Origin of the sequence: Bacillus sp. JJ1533, from assembly GCF_036965045.1 — a bacterium.
GTDB lineage: Bacteria > Bacillota > Bacilli > Bacillales > Bacillaceae_L > Ferdinandcohnia.
Genome location: NZ_JBALOV010000003.1, coordinates 130,069 through 149,041 on the forward strand (window position 1 = coordinate 130,069; position 18,973 = coordinate 149,041).

17 protein-coding genes and 2 pseudogenes are annotated in these 18,973 nt (G+C 37.6%); 2 read left to right on the top strand and 17 right to left on the bottom strand.

Going from position 1 to position 18,973, the window contains the following annotated elements; all coding sequences use genetic code 11:
• Positions 1 to 451: 451 nt before the first annotated feature.
• The 5 genes and pseudogenes from V7138_RS01665 to V7138_RS01680 form a co-directional block, all read right to left on the bottom strand.
• Entirely contained in the window at positions 452 to 718 is a 267-nt protein-coding gene (locus tag V7138_RS01665) for a hypothetical protein (protein WP_335393664.1), read from the bottom strand.
• A 75-nt stretch (positions 719 to 793) separates the two neighbouring features.
• Positions 794 to 1,171 (bottom strand): annotated as a pseudogene (locus V7138_RS25250) (zinc-binding dehydrogenase); the annotation flags it as partial.
• 15 nt (positions 1,172 to 1,186) lie between these two features.
• Positions 1,187 to 1,744: an NAD(P)-dependent alcohol dehydrogenase gene (locus V7138_RS01670; RefSeq protein ID WP_335393666.1), complete on the bottom strand. Its 558-nt coding sequence runs from the start codon at positions 1,742 to 1,744 to the stop codon at positions 1,187 to 1,189.
• 128 nt (positions 1,745 to 1,872) lie between these two features.
• Complete coding sequence (locus tag V7138_RS01675; RefSeq protein WP_335393668.1) at positions 1,873 to 2,853, bottom strand: NAD(P)-dependent alcohol dehydrogenase; 981 nt, start codon at positions 2,851 to 2,853, stop codon at positions 1,873 to 1,875.
• A gap of 216 nt (positions 2,854 to 3,069) precedes the next feature.
• A complete protein-coding gene (locus tag V7138_RS01680) occupies positions 3,070 to 4,245 on the bottom strand; it encodes an MFS transporter (protein ID WP_335393669.1) in 1,176 nt (391 codons plus the stop codon).
• 344 nt (positions 4,246 to 4,589) lie between these two features.
• On the opposite strand from V7138_RS01680, the gene V7138_RS01685 reads away from it, so the two are divergent.
• Positions 4,590 to 5,669, top strand: coding sequence for a C40 family peptidase (locus V7138_RS01685; RefSeq protein ID WP_335393672.1), 1,080 nt, complete (start codon positions 4,590 to 4,592; stop codon positions 5,667 to 5,669).
• Between the two features lie 93 nt (positions 5,670 to 5,762).
• Here V7138_RS01685 and V7138_RS01690 read toward each other — a convergent pair.
• From V7138_RS01690 to V7138_RS01735, 10 genes and pseudogenes are all read right to left on the bottom strand, one after another.
• A pseudogene (locus tag V7138_RS01690) lies at positions 5,763 to 5,888 on the bottom strand (DJ-1/PfpI family protein); the annotation flags it as partial.
• A 66-nt stretch (positions 5,889 to 5,954) separates the two neighbouring features.
• Positions 5,955 to 6,617, bottom strand: a complete 663-nt coding sequence (locus tag V7138_RS01695) for a GntR family transcriptional regulator (RefSeq protein WP_335393674.1) — start codon at positions 6,615 to 6,617, stop codon at positions 5,955 to 5,957.
• 181 nt (positions 6,618 to 6,798) lie between these two features.
• Positions 6,799 to 8,745, bottom strand: a complete 1,947-nt coding sequence (locus tag V7138_RS01700) for a TRAP transporter permease (protein ID WP_335393676.1) — start codon at positions 8,743 to 8,745, stop codon at positions 6,799 to 6,801.
• 102 nt (positions 8,746 to 8,847) lie between these two features.
• Positions 8,848 to 9,861, bottom strand: coding sequence for a TAXI family TRAP transporter solute-binding subunit (locus V7138_RS01705; RefSeq protein WP_335393678.1), 1,014 nt, complete (start codon positions 9,859 to 9,861; stop codon positions 8,848 to 8,850).
• Between the two features lie 55 nt (positions 9,862 to 9,916).
• Positions 9,917 to 11,413: a class I adenylate-forming enzyme family protein gene (locus V7138_RS01710; RefSeq protein ID WP_335393680.1), complete on the bottom strand. Its 1,497-nt coding sequence runs from the start codon at positions 11,411 to 11,413 to the stop codon at positions 9,917 to 9,919.
• Positions 11,414 to 11,436: 23 nt separating this feature from the next.
• Complete coding sequence (locus tag V7138_RS01715) at positions 11,437 to 12,168, bottom strand: CoA-transferase subunit beta (protein WP_335393682.1); 732 nt, start codon at positions 12,166 to 12,168, stop codon at positions 11,437 to 11,439.
• The gene (locus V7138_RS01720; RefSeq protein WP_335393684.1) at positions 12,161 to 12,991 is read right to left on the bottom strand and encodes a CoA transferase subunit A; all 831 of its coding nucleotides are present in this window, start codon (positions 12,989 to 12,991) and stop codon (positions 12,161 to 12,163) included. Before V7138_RS01720 ends, V7138_RS01715 begins: the two co-directional genes overlap by 8 nt.
• Positions 12,992 to 13,012: 21 nt before the next feature.
• A complete protein-coding gene (locus tag V7138_RS01725) occupies positions 13,013 to 14,194 on the bottom strand; it encodes a CaiB/BaiF CoA transferase family protein (protein ID WP_335393685.1) in 1,182 nt (393 codons plus the stop codon).
• A gap of 53 nt (positions 14,195 to 14,247) precedes the next feature.
• Positions 14,248 to 15,009, bottom strand: coding sequence for an enoyl-CoA hydratase/isomerase family protein (locus V7138_RS01730; protein ID WP_335393687.1), 762 nt, complete (start codon positions 15,007 to 15,009; stop codon positions 14,248 to 14,250).
• Between the two features lie 198 nt (positions 15,010 to 15,207).
• Complete coding sequence (locus V7138_RS01735) at positions 15,208 to 16,101, bottom strand: selenium metabolism-associated LysR family transcriptional regulator (protein ID WP_335393689.1); 894 nt, start codon at positions 16,099 to 16,101, stop codon at positions 15,208 to 15,210.
• A 116-nt stretch (positions 16,102 to 16,217) separates the two neighbouring features.
• On the opposite strand from V7138_RS01735, the gene V7138_RS01740 reads away from it, so the two are divergent.
• Positions 16,218 to 17,249, top strand: coding sequence for a YeiH family protein (locus tag V7138_RS01740; protein ID WP_335393691.1), 1,032 nt, complete (start codon positions 16,218 to 16,220; stop codon positions 17,247 to 17,249).
• Positions 17,250 to 17,289: 40 nt separating this feature from the next.
• On the opposite strand, the gene V7138_RS01745 is transcribed toward V7138_RS01740, so the two are convergent.
• Positions 17,290 to 17,793 carry a type 1 glutamine amidotransferase domain-containing protein gene (locus V7138_RS01745; protein WP_335393693.1) on the bottom strand — a complete coding sequence of 168 codons (504 nt, stop codon included), beginning with the start codon at positions 17,791 to 17,793 and terminating at the stop codon, positions 17,290 to 17,292.
• Between the two features lie 113 nt (positions 17,794 to 17,906).
• Positions 17,907 to 18,869 carry a helix-turn-helix transcriptional regulator gene (locus V7138_RS01750; protein WP_335393695.1) on the bottom strand — a complete coding sequence of 321 codons (963 nt, stop codon included), beginning with the start codon at positions 18,867 to 18,869 and terminating at the stop codon, positions 17,907 to 17,909.
• Positions 18,870 to 18,973: the final 104 nt, after the last annotated feature.

Consider the following 18,973-nt stretch of genomic DNA (forward strand, 5'->3'; position numbering starts at 1 on the left):
CAAGATTTTCTGAATAAAATGTAGTTTCAACTGGCGGTATTAGTTCACCATCCTCGAATCGATAATCTAAAAACATAATTTTAAAAATGAAATTACCAATCATAAATATAATGAGTAAAGCTATGACAATAGATGTCCAAAAAGCTCCTTTAATAACTAACCTAAAAATTTTGGACTCAACAATCATATCTCTCAAATACACATTTTAACCTCCTTTTTCAGTTATCTTTTGGTTACATTATTTATCTTTTTTCCTAAACTAAATTTCTTCTATGGTTGAATAAAATAACGACTGCTTTATTGAACAATCACCCTGACCCAAAAGGGATTCTATTAGAAAATTCTTTGTAATTATAACACTAGCTCTTAAAAAGGGATATTTGGTATTAAGCCAATTGAAGATCAAATATGTTATTCACGGTTTTGGCAATTGAATTGTTTGAGGTACCCATTAAATTATTGAGATAATAGATAAAATTATACAAATTACTGCTAAGGTGAAGAACAGGGTAGAAATTTTTCGATTGAATCTCATATTGATTCCCAAAGCACAAAAGAAAATGCCAGCAGATAATTTTGAAAGACTTTGAAAACAGGCATTATTAGAAAAGAAAGAACTGCTAAAGACAATGGAAATGAGAAGAGTTATAGAGATTAATATTTTAAACCACAAAGGTTCTTTTGAAAAATGCATGAACATTAATTTAATCCGCTCCATAGAAATATCCCCCTTATATTAACCACTTGTCCATTCAATAAAATGAATGTCACTTCCGTCATTTCGGCCTATCATTTAAATTTTAAGAACAATTTTTCCCTTTGTACGTCCACTTTCAATGTGTTCGTGAGCCTCGACAATCTGGTCTAGAGGAAAGCATTTCTCAATAACAGGTCTTATTTTTCCTTCCTCCACAAGACCACTTAAGAAATCTAGATCTCTATCATTTGGTCTCGCAAAATGAACCTTCGCTCTCTTACGACCTATTAATGGACTTATCATCAATTGAACTGGGTGGTATTTTGGATAAAAAAGGTGTTCGGTAATATAAATACCCTTTTCGGTTAAAGAACGTAAACAACTGAAAAAGGTTCGCTTACCAACTGCATCGAGAATAACATCGTATTTTTTTCCATTATCCGCGAAATCTTCCTTGGTATAGTCAAGAACGTAATGTGCCCCAAGTTCCTAAACCCAATCAAGATTGGAGGTACTACAAACAGCCGTTATTTCAGCCCCAAAGTATTTTGCAAGTTGAACAGCAAAGTGCCCTACCCCGCCTGACGCACCATATATTAAGACTTTTTGTCCTGCCTTTACTTGTGCTACATCTCGCAATGCTTGTAGCGCAGTTTGGCCCGCACACGGTATAGCTGCCGCCTCCTCAAAAGTTATATTTTTCGTCATATGACTTAGGAAATTCTCGCGTGGAGAGACATATTCAGAATGGGATCCTAAACAACTCCCGAAAACATGATCACCTGCCTTAAATCTGTGTACGTTTTTACCGACTGCCTCAATCGTACCCGCAACATCTATACCCAGTACAGAATTTTTGGGTTTGGTTAGTCCATTATCTAACCTTGTAGGCAAATAGCCCCTTCGGTACAAATAGTCTAGAGCATTGACCGACGCACTGTGCACTCTAATCAACACTCTATCATCATCTTTGATAGATGGCTGTTCGACATCCTTTATCTTCATTACTTCAGGGGGACCAAATGTCGTATAAATAGCTGCTTTCACCTGTAAACCTCCTTTTTTTTGAAAGAAAACGCCCTTTTTCACTAACCTGCTTACCTCAACAAAAAAGTGCGATAATCCCTTTTGAATCAACGCACCCCTTAATGGAACCACATGGTTTTTTACCTCAATTATGAATTAGGCTCCACATTTATAACTACATTTCCCTTTTTGTGTCCTTTCTCGACATAACTGTGAGCTTCCACAATCTCATCAAACGAATAATATCGATCAATGACTACTTTTAACTTTCCCATCTCAACAAGTCCTTTAAGGAAGTTTAATGCTTCTGGTGTTTCAGGTGAATTTCGGCTCAATACTAGCTTCTTGTTGCTAGTCAATTTAGTCCATAGCATTTGCATACTCGGCAGCGGTTCAGTAACATTTATATAGGTACCATTCCTCTTTAACAATTTCATACAAGCTGAAAAGGAACTCTTATTTACCGCTTCAAAGATGACATCATATCTCTCATCTGTACGAGAAAAACCCTTTACCGTATAATCAATCACATTGTCGGCTCCTAGTGATTTTACTAATTCCAAATTCGTGGTACTGCATACTCCTGTAACCTTTGCTCCAAAATATTTGGCAATTTGAACTGCATAACTTCCTACACTTCCTGAAGCACCATAGACTAATACCGATTGACCGCTCTTTATATCTGCCTTCCTTAGAAAAAACAATGCGGTACGAGCTCCAATTGGAATGGCAGCAGCTTCTCCATAAGATAGATTGGATGGCATAATTGCAACAGGTCCATCCTCCTCCAAGCACTTATACTCGGCATAAGCACCAAATCCAGCTAAAGATGCCGCAAAAACTCGGTCTCCTGGCTTGAAACTTGTTATCTTTTTTCCAACTCCCTCCACTTCCCCAGCTAGCTCCATTCCTAATATTTCTTTTTTGGGTTGCCTCAAACCAAGTGATATACGTGCAGGCAGCCAAAAAGCAGGTGGAACTGTAAAACTCCGTGACCGAATGTCTGCTACTGTAACCGTTGTAGCTTTTACTTTAACTAAGATTTCATTTTCTTTAGGACTAGGTTTTTCTACCTGTTTCATTTCAAGAACACTGGGAGGACCATACCTTTTGTACACAACGGCTTTCATTTACCCACCTCAAATTAAGTTTGATACCTTAATATAATAGGTATGACGAATAAATAGACCAATAGTCTGATACTGTTCTTAAACGATCTTGCTCGTACTTAATCACCATCTAATTCCTATTTAAAAACGACTAAAAGCAGTGTTTAAACACACTGCTTTTATACTTAGTTTTTTATACGTTTCTCGATGCTGGTACTCAAAAGTTCCGTCTTATCTTTATTCAACTGCATGATTCGAAGATGCAAATAAAAAGTAAAGAAAAAACACTCCGCAAATCAGGGAAATGAAACCGAACCCACCGAAAACATCAAATTGACTGGAAAAATAACCGAACCCAAGACCTGTCAGGATGATGACGGCATTTAGCCCCAATGACTGGAACGAATCAATGGTTGCTCTCATCGAGGAATCCATTCTATGATGCAAGTACCCGCTAACTAGAGGTTCAATGATTCCTGAAACGAAAAAAATCACACAAATCACAAGTAAACCGGTAAAATCTTTGATGACAGATACATATAAGAATCCTATCGCCAACACCGCCGTTACCGTTAACAGCAAGGTCTGATATCGGAATCGGCCAATCAATAGATGGGCGAATACATTTCCAGGAAGGCTCAAGAACATAAACACTGCCGAACAAAATCCGAAATAGATAACCGGAATCTCCAGTCGATTCAAATAAAGCTGCCAAAACTCCCAGACGAAACTTAACGCAGCACCTGTCACCATGCCAGATAACACCACGAGACAAACGCTTGGGTTTGTTCTAAAAAATTTCACAGAAGCATTGATATATTTTTTAAAAGGAATCGATGTCTCCTTGTCACCTTTTACTGCAGGCTCAATTAACATTAACGACAAACAGACAGACACAAGCATACTAATCAACGATACCCAATAATTAAACTCAAAGTTAAACTTCGTTGCCAAAAGACTGCCGGATAATGCAGCAAGGATGGCCGATGTTCCAACCCACACATTCAATCGGCCGAGGTATTTTTCAAATGACCTTTTCCTGCCATTCAGCAGCAATGAATCATAAAGGAGTGCATTTCCCGCTCCGCTGCTTGCAGAACCAGCGATTCCAGATAGAAACGTTGCTACTGCAAAGTGCCAAAACTCCGTCGCAAAAATCAAGATTAAAAACATGCTGCTTTCCAACCAAGCCCCCAACAGGATCATCTTCTTACGACCCCATTTGTCAGCGATAATACCTGACGGAACCTCAAGGAGAACAACCGTAACAGCAAAAATAATCTCTGTGTAAACGACCATCTGAATGGTCATGCCTCTTTGTTCCCAGAACAATCTTTCAATCACATAGGCAGGTATGAGGCTCTGAAAAAAACGAATCCCATATAGTTTCCAAACATTCGCCTGATAATTCATTCTAAAACTCCTCTCATGTCTAATTACCGTCTATAATCAGACACGGAGGTGCTCGTGAGCTATTCGACTCTAACGATTAACAAGGAGGTCTAGCGTATGGTGTCATGTGAACATCTCCTTTGTTGTATTTTTATTCATTTTACTGTTATTACCAATTTTATTTTATTAGCACTAACCAGTCAATAAGAATTAGATTTAGCAATTTTTTAAAAAAATGAGCATTTCTATTGGCGTCTAAAAAGAATGGATATCCCTTCCTCTATTTCCACATTAATCTACAATTCTAGACAATCCTATAGTATAATGATTTATTAGAATGATAGATTTGTGAGGAGGTTCAAAAGTTGGGTAATAAGAAAATATATATGTCCGTGACGACGGCTGCATTCATTGCCACTGCATTATATAGTGCAGGTGAGGTTGAGGCAGCAAGTACATATAAAGTTCAAAGCGGTGATTCACTGTGGAAGATTGCTCAAAGCCATAATATTTCGGTTACACAGTTGAAGTCCTTAAACAATTTAACAAGCGATCTTATTTTTCCGAATCAAATCCTTAAAACAGAACTAACTGCCACTACTAACCCACCAAGCACCAACAAGCCAAATACGAATAAACAAGAAAGCCCAAAACCTAGTACTTCAGTGGCAACTACATATACAGTAAAAGCTGGTGATACACTTAGTGGTATTGCGGCAAAACATAAGATTTCATTAACTGATTTAATGAAGTGGAATAACTTGAATTCTACGCTTATTTTCCCAGGAAACGTGTTTGTTGTAAGTAAACCTACTACAACTACAACTGAGCAACCAACTAACACGACTCCTGAGAAAACAGAGAAACCTCAAGATGAAAAGGTAGAACCTAAGACTGTTTATACCGTTAAATCCGGCGACACCTTGTCGAGAATTGCAAGCCAATATAAAGTGACAGTTGCAAAGCTTAAGACTTGGAATAATTTAAAATCAGATATGATTTATATTGGTCAAAAGCTCAATATTGGAGATGGCGCTAAAGTAGAAACTCCTAAAGATGAAACCCCATCTAAAGAAGTTAGCTATAATGTCGATCAGTTAATTAAAGTTGCTAAAGGCCTATTGGGGACAGGCTATGCATGGGGTGGATCAACACCTGCCGGTTTTGACTGTAGCGGATTCATTTACTATGTATATAAAGAAGCAGGTTTAGATACGAATCGTTATTCAAGCGAAGGTTACCATATGCGCTCCTATTATGTAAATACACCAAGTGTTGGCGACCTAGTATTCTTCCAAGGAACCTATAAAGCTGGTATTTCTCATATGGGAATCTATATCGGAAACAATGAATTCATCCATGCGTCAAATGACGGAGTAGTCATCTCTAATGTAAATGACTCTTATTGGAAAAAACATTTTGAAGGATTTAAGAGCTTTTATTAATCGATTTTAATACGCAAGGAAGTTAGTCCTAGGGACTGACTTCCTTGCGTAAAAGAAAGCCTCTTCCAAAATTAGAAGAGATCCTTTGCAAACTTATAATTTATTTAAAATTTCTTTAATAAATGCTGGTTCATCCTTAGGTGTACGTGATGTGATAATATTTCCGTCCACCACTACCTCTTGATCTAAAAAGGTAGATCCAGCGTTTTTTAAATCTTCACAAATAATGGATTTTTCGTCAATTGGATTTTATCACCATTAGAAATCTGGATAACAACTTCATAATCAATCCTTCTGATCAATACCATCTTTAAGCGCTGACCGAATATGAAAACGCGCAATATTCTCGGCTAAGTCTGGTTCCCCCTTACGAATCGCATTCAAAATGAGACGATGTTCATCCAAGGCAATTTTCGCCCTACTTGGGTTTGCCATTACAGCAGGGTAAAATATATTTGCTGATACCTGTACCACTGAGAGTTGGTTGATAAGGGGGGTATTTTTGGTCGCTTCAATTATTAGGGTATGGAACTTCACATTTTCCTTTGACCATTTTTGAAGGTTCCAGGAATTAATTACGCCTTCCATTCGGCTAAGGGTACTCTCTAGTTCTTCAATAAATACTAGTGTCTTATCCTCATCCTTTACTACTTCTTCAGCCAATAGCCGTGCTCCTAATCCATCAATTACCTCACGTAAACGATAATATTGTACTAATTGATCCCAATCTATTTGTGGTACTTTAAACTGTCTTTTTTTTCCTATTTCTAAATATCCTTCATAAGCTAATTTCATAAGAGCTTCTCTAACTGGTGTACGACTTACTTTATATTCCTCTGCAAGAGCTTCTTGGTAAAACATAGTACCCGCAGGATACCTTCCTGTTTGTATACCATTTCTAATTTGACTCACTAGTTCATCCACTTTATTTTGTAGTTTTCCAGTCATAATAAAACTCCTTTTAAATTATAGAAATCTACGATGTTATATGATTTTTATTAACAGAATGTTGCATTCATATTAGTAAAACTATTAATCCATAAAATTGTCTTCTAAACCATTTTTATAAAAGAATATGAGAAAGAAAACGATGTAAATTAATACTTGTCGTTTCTTTCTCTTTAGCATTTTAGGCTGTGTTTCTACTTTCTGTAACTTTTATTTTATAATGTTTGTTAAATATCAATGTAATTATTATTAATCCTACGCCAATAACATCTGTCATTATACCTGGTGTAATGAGTAATAAAGCACTCGCAAAAAAGAGTAATCGTTCTACCACCATTAGTTTCCTATTTAAGTAATTAGCTGCAGCTATTGCAAGAATATAAACACCTAGAAAGGCTGTAAGAATCGTTAGAAGGAAAGAAAAGATATTAAAGGATTCATCTGTTTGTAATAAAATAATTGGATTATACACAAAAACAAATGGAATGATAAATCCAGCCAAAGTTAGTTTCAATCCATTCCAGGATGTTTTCATAGGATCTGCTTTAGCAAGTCCTGCAGCAGTATAGGAAGCTAAAGCTACTGGTGGAGTAAGGTTTGATAGTGCACCAAAAAAGAAAACAAAAAAGTGTGCAGCTAAAGGAGTTACTCCCATTTCAATTAATGCCGGTGCAACCGTCACAGCTACGACAATGTAAAGAGCTGTAGCAGGCATACCCATTCCTAAAATAATTGAGGTAATCATTACGAACAGTAATGATACGAAAAGTATCCCTCCTGAAAGGTCAAGAATATTATAGGAAAGAACTGATCCGATACCTGTCATATTTACTACACCGACAATTATACCACAAGCAGCAGTAGCAACCCCCACTTGAACGGCACCTTTTGCTCCATCCTCCAGTGCTTCCAAAAATTCTTTAATTCCGATTCTAGTTTCTTTATTAAACCAGCTTGCAATAATTGTCACTATAATACCCACAAAACCCGCAAAAAGTGGCGTTCTACCAGATAACAATGCCCACATTATCGCTATAATAGGAAGAAGCAAAACCCCTCGTTCCTTTAGCACATTCCAAACTTTCGGGATTTTATCGTCATCCATACCAGTTAGATTCATTTTTTTTGATTCTAAATCAGTCATCACCAATATCCCAAAATAATATAATGTCGCAGGAATAATCGCTGCGATTAAGATTGTGGAAAACGGAACACCCAAAAAGCCAGTCATAATAAAAGCTGCCGCACCCATAATAGGTGGTGTAATAATTCCTCCAGTGGATGCTGCTGCCTCAACTGCACCAGCATAATGCGGCTTATATCCAACTTTTTTCATTAAAGGAATTGTAAAAGCCCCCGTTGTTGCTACATTAGCAACAGGACTTCCACTCAGTGTCCCCATCATAGCGCTTGATACGACAGCTACCTTTGCAGGTCCACCCCTCTTTTTTCCAGCAATTGATATCGATAAATCATTAAACAGCTCTGCTGCCCCACTTTTCTTTAAAAAGGCGCCGAATAAGATAAACAAGAAAATATACGTGGATGATATAGATATAGTGATCCCAAGAATCCCTTCGGTGGTCATATACATTCTAAATAACAGTCGCTCTAACGTAAATCCCGCATGTCCTAACATTCCCGGAATGTATGGTCCAAAATAAGCATAAGCAAGAAACAGTATGCAAAGGGCCGGAACAAAAATTCCAATCGCCCGACGGGCAGCCTCTAATGTTAATGCGATGGCAATGATAGCAAAAATATAATCTTGCAATATAGCTTGGGAGTTTCGTATAGCATGAATGTCAGTAAAAAATAAAACAATATATAACGCGGAGACAAAACCGAGAATAGAAAAAATAGTATTCCAAATTCCAGGCTTATGCTGTTTAGTTGTCTTCTTTCTACCAGGGTATATAAGGAATGTCAGTAATAACAGAAATCCCAAGTGAACACCATTCCTAGTAACTTCATCTATATTCGCCAAACTATTAGCATAAATCTGGAATAAAGAAAACAATATAGCAATTACAGCAATTGCTTTCCCATAAAATCCTGGGATCTCCAATTCAGAATCCACTTCTAAATCTATTTGCTTAACCATTCTCTTCCTTTTGAAAAAATTCATTATTTCACTCTCCTTTCAAGTGTCTAGCAATAAAATCACTCTTATGTACTATATACAAAACTTAATCATTAAGAAGTTTTGTATATAGTAGGAATGAATTAATTACTCATTTGCTTCAGGTGGTATGAGGTTCTCGGGAATTTCTAAACCTACTTCTTTAAAATATTTATATGCACCAACATGTAGAGGGGCTGGAAGTCCATCTAGTGCTGTTTCTAATTTCATCTCCTTCGCACTTTCGTGTATGCCATACATATAATCAAGATTTTCAAATAAAGTTTTGGTTAGATTATAAACTAATTCTTCATCTAATTTCATACTCAGTCCTAACCAGTTTGGTTGAGCAATTGTTTGTATAGGTTCATCCTGTCCGGGATAGGAACCAGCTGGAACTTCATACGGAAAGAAGATTGGATATTTGCTATTAATTAAATCTAATTGTTCTTCAGTTACTTCCAAAATAGTAGTACCTGAATTACTCGCATAGAGGTCAGTCACAGCAGAAACAGGTACTCCACCTGGTAACGCCGCTCCGTCTAGTCGTCCATCCTTAATCGAGGAAGCGCTTTCACTAAAACCGAGATAATCTAACTTAATATCTCCTTCCCCATATCCTAATCCAGCAAATATAGCATTTGAAGACATTTCAGTTCCACTCGCTCTAGCTCCAATTGAATATTTCTTACCCTCTATATCAGAAATAGTGCCAGTTTTGACCTTACTTTCTTTTAAAACAAAGTGTTCCACATTAGGCCAAAGCATACTGATAGATCTTAAGTCTTCGTATTTATTTCCTTCAAATTCCCCAATTCCCTCATATGCCATTGGTCCAACAATCCCTTGCAATACGGCAAGCTGTGCCTCACCATTCCTCAATAAATCAATATTTTCAACTGATCCTGCCGAGGACTGTCCAGTTGCCTTTATACCCTCGTCCCCTAGTTTCTCTGTCCAAAGTTGACCTAATCCTATTCCAATTGGATAAAACGTTCCCCCTGTAGATGCAGTTGCAATCGTTAAAAATTGCGTTTTTGAGGATGCACTACTGCCTCCTCCCCCACAGGCTGAAACCAAAACTAGCATGCCAATTACAACAATACCTAGAAAATACTTCATTTTTTCCTCCCTTTTTCCCTCTATAAGAGATTCCTTTTCTTGTGTATAATCATTACTATTTGTTTATGACTTTCTCATTCTGTGCTTTACTAACCAATTTTGACCGCTCTACCTTCCCTAAAGCATTCCTCGGCAAAGCATTAACTTGAATAAAACGTTCGGGAACCTTAAATCGAGATAGCTTTGACATAGAATAAGCCTTTAACTCCTCATGAGAAAATGATTTATTAGAAACAATAAACGCCACTGGAATTTCACCATACTCCTCATCCTTTATTCCAACCACCGCAACTTCATCAATATCCTCATGAAGACTTAACGATTCTTCTATTTCTTTGGGTGACACATTTTCTCCTCCACGAACAATTAGATCTTTTATACGGTCACTTAAAAATAGATAACCTTCTTCATCTACTCTCCCCAGGTCACCCGTATACAGCCAACCGTCACGCAGTGTTTTCTCGGTTGCTTCTGGATTCTTGTAGTAACCAAGCATCAGGTTTTCCCCTCTAACAACAACCTCACCTTCTTCTCCTACAGGTAAGAATTCTCCTGTCGCCGGACTAATGATCCTTACCTCTTGACCTGACATTGGCTTTCCAACCGATCCATATTTTTTCTCATCAATCGGTGTCATTGTAGAGGTACAAGTACCTTCTGTTAATCCATAGCTAGTAATGACTGGAACCTTAAGATAATCTTCAATTTCCCGCTCAAGTTTTACACTAAGAGGTGCAGAACCACAGCGAACAAAGCGTAAACTGTCGAGTGCTCCTTCTGGTATTGGTTCTTTAATTAATCTGTAATACATGGTTGGGACACCGGTAAAGTAAGTCGGTCTTTCTTTTTGTAAAATACTAAATAACTCGGGTGCATAGAATCTAGGTCCTAATACAACCTGTGCACCAGCTAAAAACGGTGCTATTAGATTATTGTTAATTCCATTTGTGTGATGTAACGGCATTTGATGGAGGATTCTATCTTCTCTGGTGAGTTGAGTACGATTAATAACTTGTGTTGCATTAACAAGTAAGTTCTTTTCGGATAGTAAGCAGCCTTTAGGAAGACCAGTACTGCCTGAGGTATAAAGTAGTAGAATTGGTTGTTCACTTTTTACATCTGGAAGTGGTACATTTTGTATAAAATCATCTTTCAAATTAACTGGTAAAACCATAAAATCATGATTAGAAGAAGTGTTAGCAATTTCCGAAACTCGCTGGTAATTTTCTTCATCAGCAATAACAGCATTTAACCCTGAATGTTCTATTCGATAAGTAAGTTCTGACATGGAGAAATACCTGGATAACGGACAATATACCGCCCCAATCCGGAACACTGCAAAAATATTTACAATCATTTCAAAACTATTCTCAGCTACCTGCCCTACAATGTCTCCAGCTTTAATACCACTTTTTGATAAGGTAGAGGCTATGCTCTCAACGTGCACTGCCAACTCCTCATAGGTATACCATGCATCATTTGCTTTAAGAGCCTGGCGTTCAGAACGCCAATCACTTCTAGCATCTAAAAATATTGTTCGAATGGAACTCAATTCTATTTCCTCCTAATCCACCATTATTTCCAATCCAAGAACCGAACTCCTTTTGGATCCACTTCCTCCATTGCAGCTAATTCTTCTTTATTAGGTTCTAAGATTTCTATTTCTCTAGTAACATCTATTTCAAAACCAGTTTGTTTTACAACTTCATCTAAAGTTGTGGAAGAGTACACACTTTTTACTTGCAATCTACCATTGACTCTTTTAAATATACAGAGAGGTGTCACAACACTATCAACATTTCCGGCACTTGTTATGAAATCAAGTTTTTTTGTTAATGCTCTCGGACTATGCTCCGTACGCCAGACTACAACTCGTTTTGCGGTTGGCATTAACACAGAAGCACCCCCACCTCCGGGTAGACGTACCTTTGGATTATGATAATCACCAATTGCAGAGACATTTGTTCTTCCGTGTGAATCAATTTGAGCTGCACCAAGGAATACTAAGTCTACTCCTCCTCTCGCACAAAGATCATAGAATTCTTCATTTGGAAAAATAACAGCAGATCCTTCTAATAAAAGAGACGAGCTAGTAGATCTTGGCATTTCACTGATCGTTGTATCAACACCTCCAGCAATATTGATATAAGTTGATGGAACTCTACCTGTTCTTCTTGCTACCTCAATAGCTACCATCGGAATAATAGAGTTTACTCCATTAAAGGTAACCTCATCCGGTATTACTTCTCTCGCTAAAGCCACTATCATGTGATCTAATGCCGTTGCTTTAGTTTTTGTATTAGGCATTCACTGTTACCTCCCTATTTTTCATTTCAGGGGCATTTTCTAAGTGTGTACTTAATATTGTTTTATCCCCCTTACTAAATTCCAAATATTCTCGAACCGCTTCATGATCGACATCATAATCACCAAAAGAAGTTCCAGGCCAAGCACCCTTTGGAACAACTGCTATTGAATCGACCATAAAACCTGGTATTAATGTTCTTTCCGGTATTTTTAAAAATTCCTCATGCGGAACGACTTTTTCAGCAGTAATAAGGACCTTTTTTGCAGATCGGCTCAAAATTCGATCCCAATAAGGGGTTCCATTTACCCGCACATTTCCTTTTACATCTACCTCAGAAGCATGGATAATTGCAAAGTCCGGTCTAATAGCAGGAACGACATATACTTCCTCATCACCGTATGGGTTTTTTATTTTCTTCCAGCCATTTTCCTTAGGTATATCACTACCATCAAGACCGGCGAGTGGTTGAAATGGGATACCACTAGATGCAGCTCTCATACCAGCCAAAATTGTTGCACATGCATGCTCTTCTAGTACAACATCACCTTTTTCAACCGCTCTACGATAATTTGGAGCTAAACCATAACCATTCTCCATTAACACAATTCCAACTAGTGCCTTTGAAACGACTCTCCCAGCAGATAGGATATCTAAGTCATACCCCGGAGAAGGCTTTATAAAAGTAAGATTTTTTGTTCCTTGCCTAATCAACTCTCGACAAAATGCAAATGGTCCGCGATGCAACAAACTTCCTCCCATCGTAACCGATGATCCGTCAGTCACTTGAGAAGCTAGTTCTTTTAAGCTTACAAAACTCACCATTAACTTCCACTCCTTTAAATATTAAAACTTACTTTCCAATTCCTTTTCCTCTAACCATTCATGAAAGACCTCTTCGTTATGCTCCCCCAATTCTGGAGGGTTTCGATAAACATTAAACTTGAAATCAGAAATTTTAATTGGGTAACCAACATATTTTTCTTTCAAACCATTCGGTAAGGTGAGCTCACCTATTAACCCCATACTTTCTACATGCTTATCATTTAATATGTCTTGGAAATTGTTGACTGGAGCACAAGGAACACCTATCTCATCAAAGATCTCAAGCCACTCATAAACTGTTCGTTCTATGAAAATTTCTTGTAAAATATTAGCTAACTTCTTCTGGTTTTTTGCCCGGAGTATTTGAGTTTTAAATCTTTCATCATATACAAGCTCTGGTAAATCAACAACTTCACATACCGACTTCCAAAGCTTTTTATTACCAGCTGCAATAACAAATTTCCCATCTTTCGCTTGAAAACCTTGGTAGGGAGCATTTCTCGGATGAGCGGAACCTAATTTTTTCGGTGGAGAACCTGTTCCAAAATATTCACTAGTCTGTAATGCCGAGATTCCTAAAAGACTACCAATCATAGAGCTATCAATATAGCTGCCCATTCCATCTTTTTCTCGCTTTATCAGAACTGCTAAAATACTATAAGCTGCATATAACGCTGAAACAAAATCACCTACAGGAACACCGCATTTAACAGGTTCACCGTCTTCCTCTCCAGTTACACTCATAAGTCCACTAATAGCTTGAACTGTAACATCAAACGCACCTTTTTGTGAGTAAGGACCAGTTTGCCCATACCCCGAAATCGAGCAATAGACAATCTTAGGATTCAGTTCCTTTATTTGCTCATAACCTATTCCCAATCTCTTCAAGACACCCGGTCGATAATTCTCAATAAGCACATCTGCCTCAGAACATAATTCCTTCAACTGTTGTATTTGGTCCGGATCCTTTAAATCGATTGTAATACTACGTTTATTTCTATTTAACGAGGCAAAGTTTCCACTATAAGAACTATCTTCTCCCTCTAGAATTGGTGGCCATTGCCTCATCCCATCGCCACTATCAGGTCTTTCTACCTTTACAACGTCTGCACCCAGGTCTGCTAAGAGCATACCTGTAAATGGACCAGCTGCTACCTGCCCTAGCTCTATAACTTTAATACCAGACAATAGCCCTTGACTCATGTTAATCCTCCTAATATTATTCTCTACATTCCTCACAAGTGGTAAAATGCTTCTTATTTTTTTCGGATCTTACTTAAGTAAGTGTCAAACCGCTTTTGAAAATCTCCATTTATAATGGATTGCTTTGCTACTTTAATTGGCCCAAATGTATTATCCTGGCTTTCTGAACAAATATTGGATATGGCGTTTATTGTGAAATCAGGAACCTCAAGTAAGTTTTTCGCAATAATTAAAGCGCTTTCAAAGCAATCCTCATCATCACTAACTTCATGAATTAATCCCAGCTTTAAGGATTCAGCTGCATCTAATCTTTTATTCAATAAAGCTAACCCTCTTGCTTTTGAGTATCCAACTTCATTCACTAACCTATGGGTTCCTAGCACAACTCCAAATTGTGGCCCGGGGAATCGGAACATTGCTTTCTTATTTGCTATACGCAAATCACAGGATAAAGCGATATCTGCGCCAGCACCAAATGCAATACCATTAATTGCAGCAATTGTTACTATCGGTATTTTTGTGATTTCTTCTAATATTCTGGCAATTTTTTCGAAAAAATAAGAAGCTTCTTCATTAGAAAAGCTCTTTAGTAGTTTAACATTAACACCAGCTGAAAATGCCTTTAAAAAAGTACTCTTAATAATTAGGACTCGTAACCGATTATTGTTATTAGCTTGATTAATATAAAATTCTAATTCATTTAAAATTATTTCATCTACAGCATTTAAACTTTCGGGCTGATTGAGCTCTAAACAGCCGATCTTTCCATCTTGATATTCCTTATAATTTACCGCAGATGTTACATCTGTGTCCATGCTCCAAACCTCCTCTTTTTAAATATCCATTGAGTTATGTATACATATCTGACTATTTAAAACAATTCTATAACCATAATTATGCGGTGTCAACATGTTCTTTTCGGAATTTTTGAGTTTTATTACTCAAAGCTAATTTATTTTATTTTCCTTTATTTTTTATATGTATACATAACGTTTTGAGAGAAGAATCAAATATTAATATAACTGTTTACCCTTTGCCTTCAGTAATCCAACAAACTCCTCCAAAACCTTCGTCCGAAACGAGGAACCCAAAACAATATAAAATTGTCTAGAAAACTGCAATCCATTGACATCAAAAATCTTTAAGTCACCACTCTTAAGCTCTCTTGCCACTGCAAGCTCTGACAACAAACTAATTCCTAGCCCAGCCCTTACAGCCTCCTTAACTGACTGTGTACTACTAAACGTCATGATATTTTTCGGATAAATCCCCAATTCCTTAAAAATCTTTTCCCCAGCTTCCCTGGTTCCAGATCCCTCTTCCCTAAGAATCCACGCCTGCTCCTCCAACTCTTCTAGCTCCACCTCTCCGTCTCCACCATCCAATCCGTTGTTTGGTAAAGCAATAATCACCATACGATCCTCCGCAAATTCCTCAATCTCAAGGTACTTCTCCTCTTTTACATGCCCTTCAATAATTCCAATATCAAGTTGATGTGCTCTCACCAACTCAACAATTCTTTCTGTGTTATCAATCTTTACTGTTGGTTGTACATCTGGATACACTGCTTTCATCTCTGCTAACACATGCGGAAGGACATACTCACCAAATGTATAACTCGCGCCAATTGACAACGGTCCTCTCACCTTATTTGTTAATTCATCCAATAGATTCTGCATTCGTGTATATGATCCGACAATCTCCTTCGCATGATGGTAAACAATCTCGCCTGCTTTATTTAATCGCACATATTTATTCGTCCTTTCAAGCAGTCGCACCCCAAGATTTCCCTCAAAAGTACGGATATATTGACTAACTGCAGGTTGAGTCATATGTAGCTCCTCAGCAGCTCGAGAAAAATTCTGCTTCTCTGCAACCATAATAAATACTTGTAATTGCTGATCCATTACTACACTTCCTTTCCGTATACACCCATTATAACAAATCACTTATCATAACTATAATTAACATTTATTTCACTTATACCTAATCTTCCAATATAGTAAAAGCAGGAGGTGTACATATGGCTTTAGCTAATACAAAACCATTACTAATTAAAAAAACAAAACCGGAATTAGCATGGGCTGGTGGGGTTGCTTTTACATTTCTTATAGCACTTTTAGGATACTTATTAGCACTTGTACCAGGGTTTAGTAGTATCGGACAAATGGCATGTGCCATCATTATTGCAATAGTTTACAGGCCGATTTTTGGCTTTCCAGAGATGATTCGCTCTGGTATTACCTTTTCATCGAAACGAATACTAAGACTCGCCATTATTTTATATGGATTAAAATTAAACATCGATATGGTACTTAGTGACGGTATTGGCCTGTTAGTAAGGGATGCTGTAGTAATTATGTTTGCGATTTTTGCTATGATGTGGCTTGCAAAGGTTCTAAAAGCGGATCAAACGATTTCCCTATTACTAGGTGTTGGAACAGGAGTATGTGGGGCTGCTGCAATTGCAGCGGTTGCACCAATTTTAAAATCAAAAGAAGAGGATACTGCAATAGGGGTTGGTATTATCGCCTTGGTTGGAACTATTTTCGCGATTATCTACACAATTTTACGACCAATCCTACCAATTGACGCCGTACAATATGGAATCTGGTCTGGAACAAGTCTTCATGAGGTCGCCCATGTAGCACTTGCAGCTGCTCCTGGTGGAGAAGATGCACTCGCAGTTGGACTACTAGCAAAATTAGGCCGTGTTTTCCTCCTCATCCCACTATGCTTTATTTTAATTTACTTCATGAAGAGAAAAAATAAGAACACAGAAACCGGCAAGGCAAAAATCGAATTCCCTTGGTTCCTGGTAGGATTTATCGTCATGAGTATTCTAGGAAGCTATGTATTTGGCAACTCCATTCCAGTGTCCGATGATTTAATGAATCTCGCTTTTGCCCTTACCACATGGCTGCTGACCGCAGCAATGGTTGGCCTAGGTTTAAACGTAAGCTTAAAAGATGTCCGTGAACGGGCAATCAGACCTCTCATAGCGATTTCGATTACATCAATAGTGCTATCGATTGTTGTATATTTTACGGTATAGAAAAGGCCTCTTCCACAACTGGAAGAGACCCTTTGCAATCTTATAATTTATTTAAAATTTCTTTAATAAATGCTGGCTCATCCTTAGGTGTACGTGACGTGATTATATTTCCGTCCACCACTACCTCTTGATCTAAAAAGGTAGATCCAGCATTTTTCAAATCATCTCGGATTCCAATATAAGAAGTTGCTTTTACCCCTTTTAAGATATCTGCACTTATCATGACTTGCGGGCCATGACAAATCCCAGCAATCACTTTACCTTGTTCATTTGCTTGTTTTACAAATTGAACTACTTCGTCATTGACGCGAAGTGCTTCTGGCGCGCCACCACCTGGAATAATCACCGCATCATACTCATCAGCCTTCACTTCACTTATGGATAGATCAGAAGTATAAGTTGTTCCTTTCTTGCCTTTCAGTTCGGCTCCTTTTTCAAGCCCTACTACAACTGTTTCGTGCCCCGTTTCATTCATTGCTTCATAAGGATTCTTCATCTCCGAATCTTCATAGCCATCAGCGAGTAAAAAACATACTTTTGCCATCTTCATCCACTCCTATGTATTTTGTACTTACTTCTATCGTAATGGATGGATGCAGCTACTTGAAATAAAGTGATTCCACAAATTCCCTTTTTATAAGAATTGTTAGTTTGTCGTTATGGGTAAAATAAGGATAATCTCTCTTGTAAGCACACTAAGACTTCATTTGGCACTTCTTTGAGCTTGATATCCTCTCCTAAGAAAAGGAGCCAATTTGTTATTTCGGCTAGTTCTTCGGAATGATGAACATTGATATATGTCTTCAGAATGGCTGTCGTTTGATAAGGATCGGTATAGGAAAGAGAACATTTTAAAGGATGGTATTTTTTGAACTGTGCAATCGCCATTGGACCAAGTTCAAGGACAAAGTTAATGACTTCTTCCTGCTTCCGTAGTTTTTCGAAAATCTTCTTCTCACTTACTCTTTCATCCGGAGGGTATTGTTTTACATTTTTGAGATGGTCAACAGGAATAATCCTTGTCTTTTCTTCCTTGATATCAAATCCTTCAATTAGCCATACACTTTTTTCACGATAAAGGTGCAAGAGATAAATGTGATAAGACGTAACGACCTTCTCTTCTTCGATGGAAATCAATAAATATCGATCCAAAAGAAGAATTTGGATGAGTTTTTCTAACATCGGATGAGGAAGATCTGATAGATCAAGTAAGTCAGGATTGTTCGGGTTGGTTCCCTCAAATAGTAAAATTTGATTTAACAGAATAAGATCATCTTGCTGGCTTTCTGAGATGAGTCCTAGTAATTTTTCTGCTAAAGACTGACGGCTCTTAAGATATGGAAGCTGTTGATTTCTTGTGGCCATAAAGGCGATAAAAAGAGCTTTAACCTCATCATTGGTAAAACGAATCTCGGGCAGGACAGAGTTATGCATAACAAAATAGCCCCCATCCCTGCCTACTTCAGCGACAAGTGGCATCCCCATAGCCTCAATTTCTCTGATATCCCTTATGGCTGTCGAACGAGAGATATTAAATTCCCTCATGATTTCAGAGATCGTAAAATGGGAGCGGTTGTTGATATACCGCATAATGATATTAATCCGTTCAACTTTTTTCATGGCAACCCCTAAACAGTATCATTTTTTGACATGGTTTAAGGCTATTATAAACATATCAAATGAAAAGACAAATCATTTGGTCTAATTTTTAAAAAAGGAAGGTT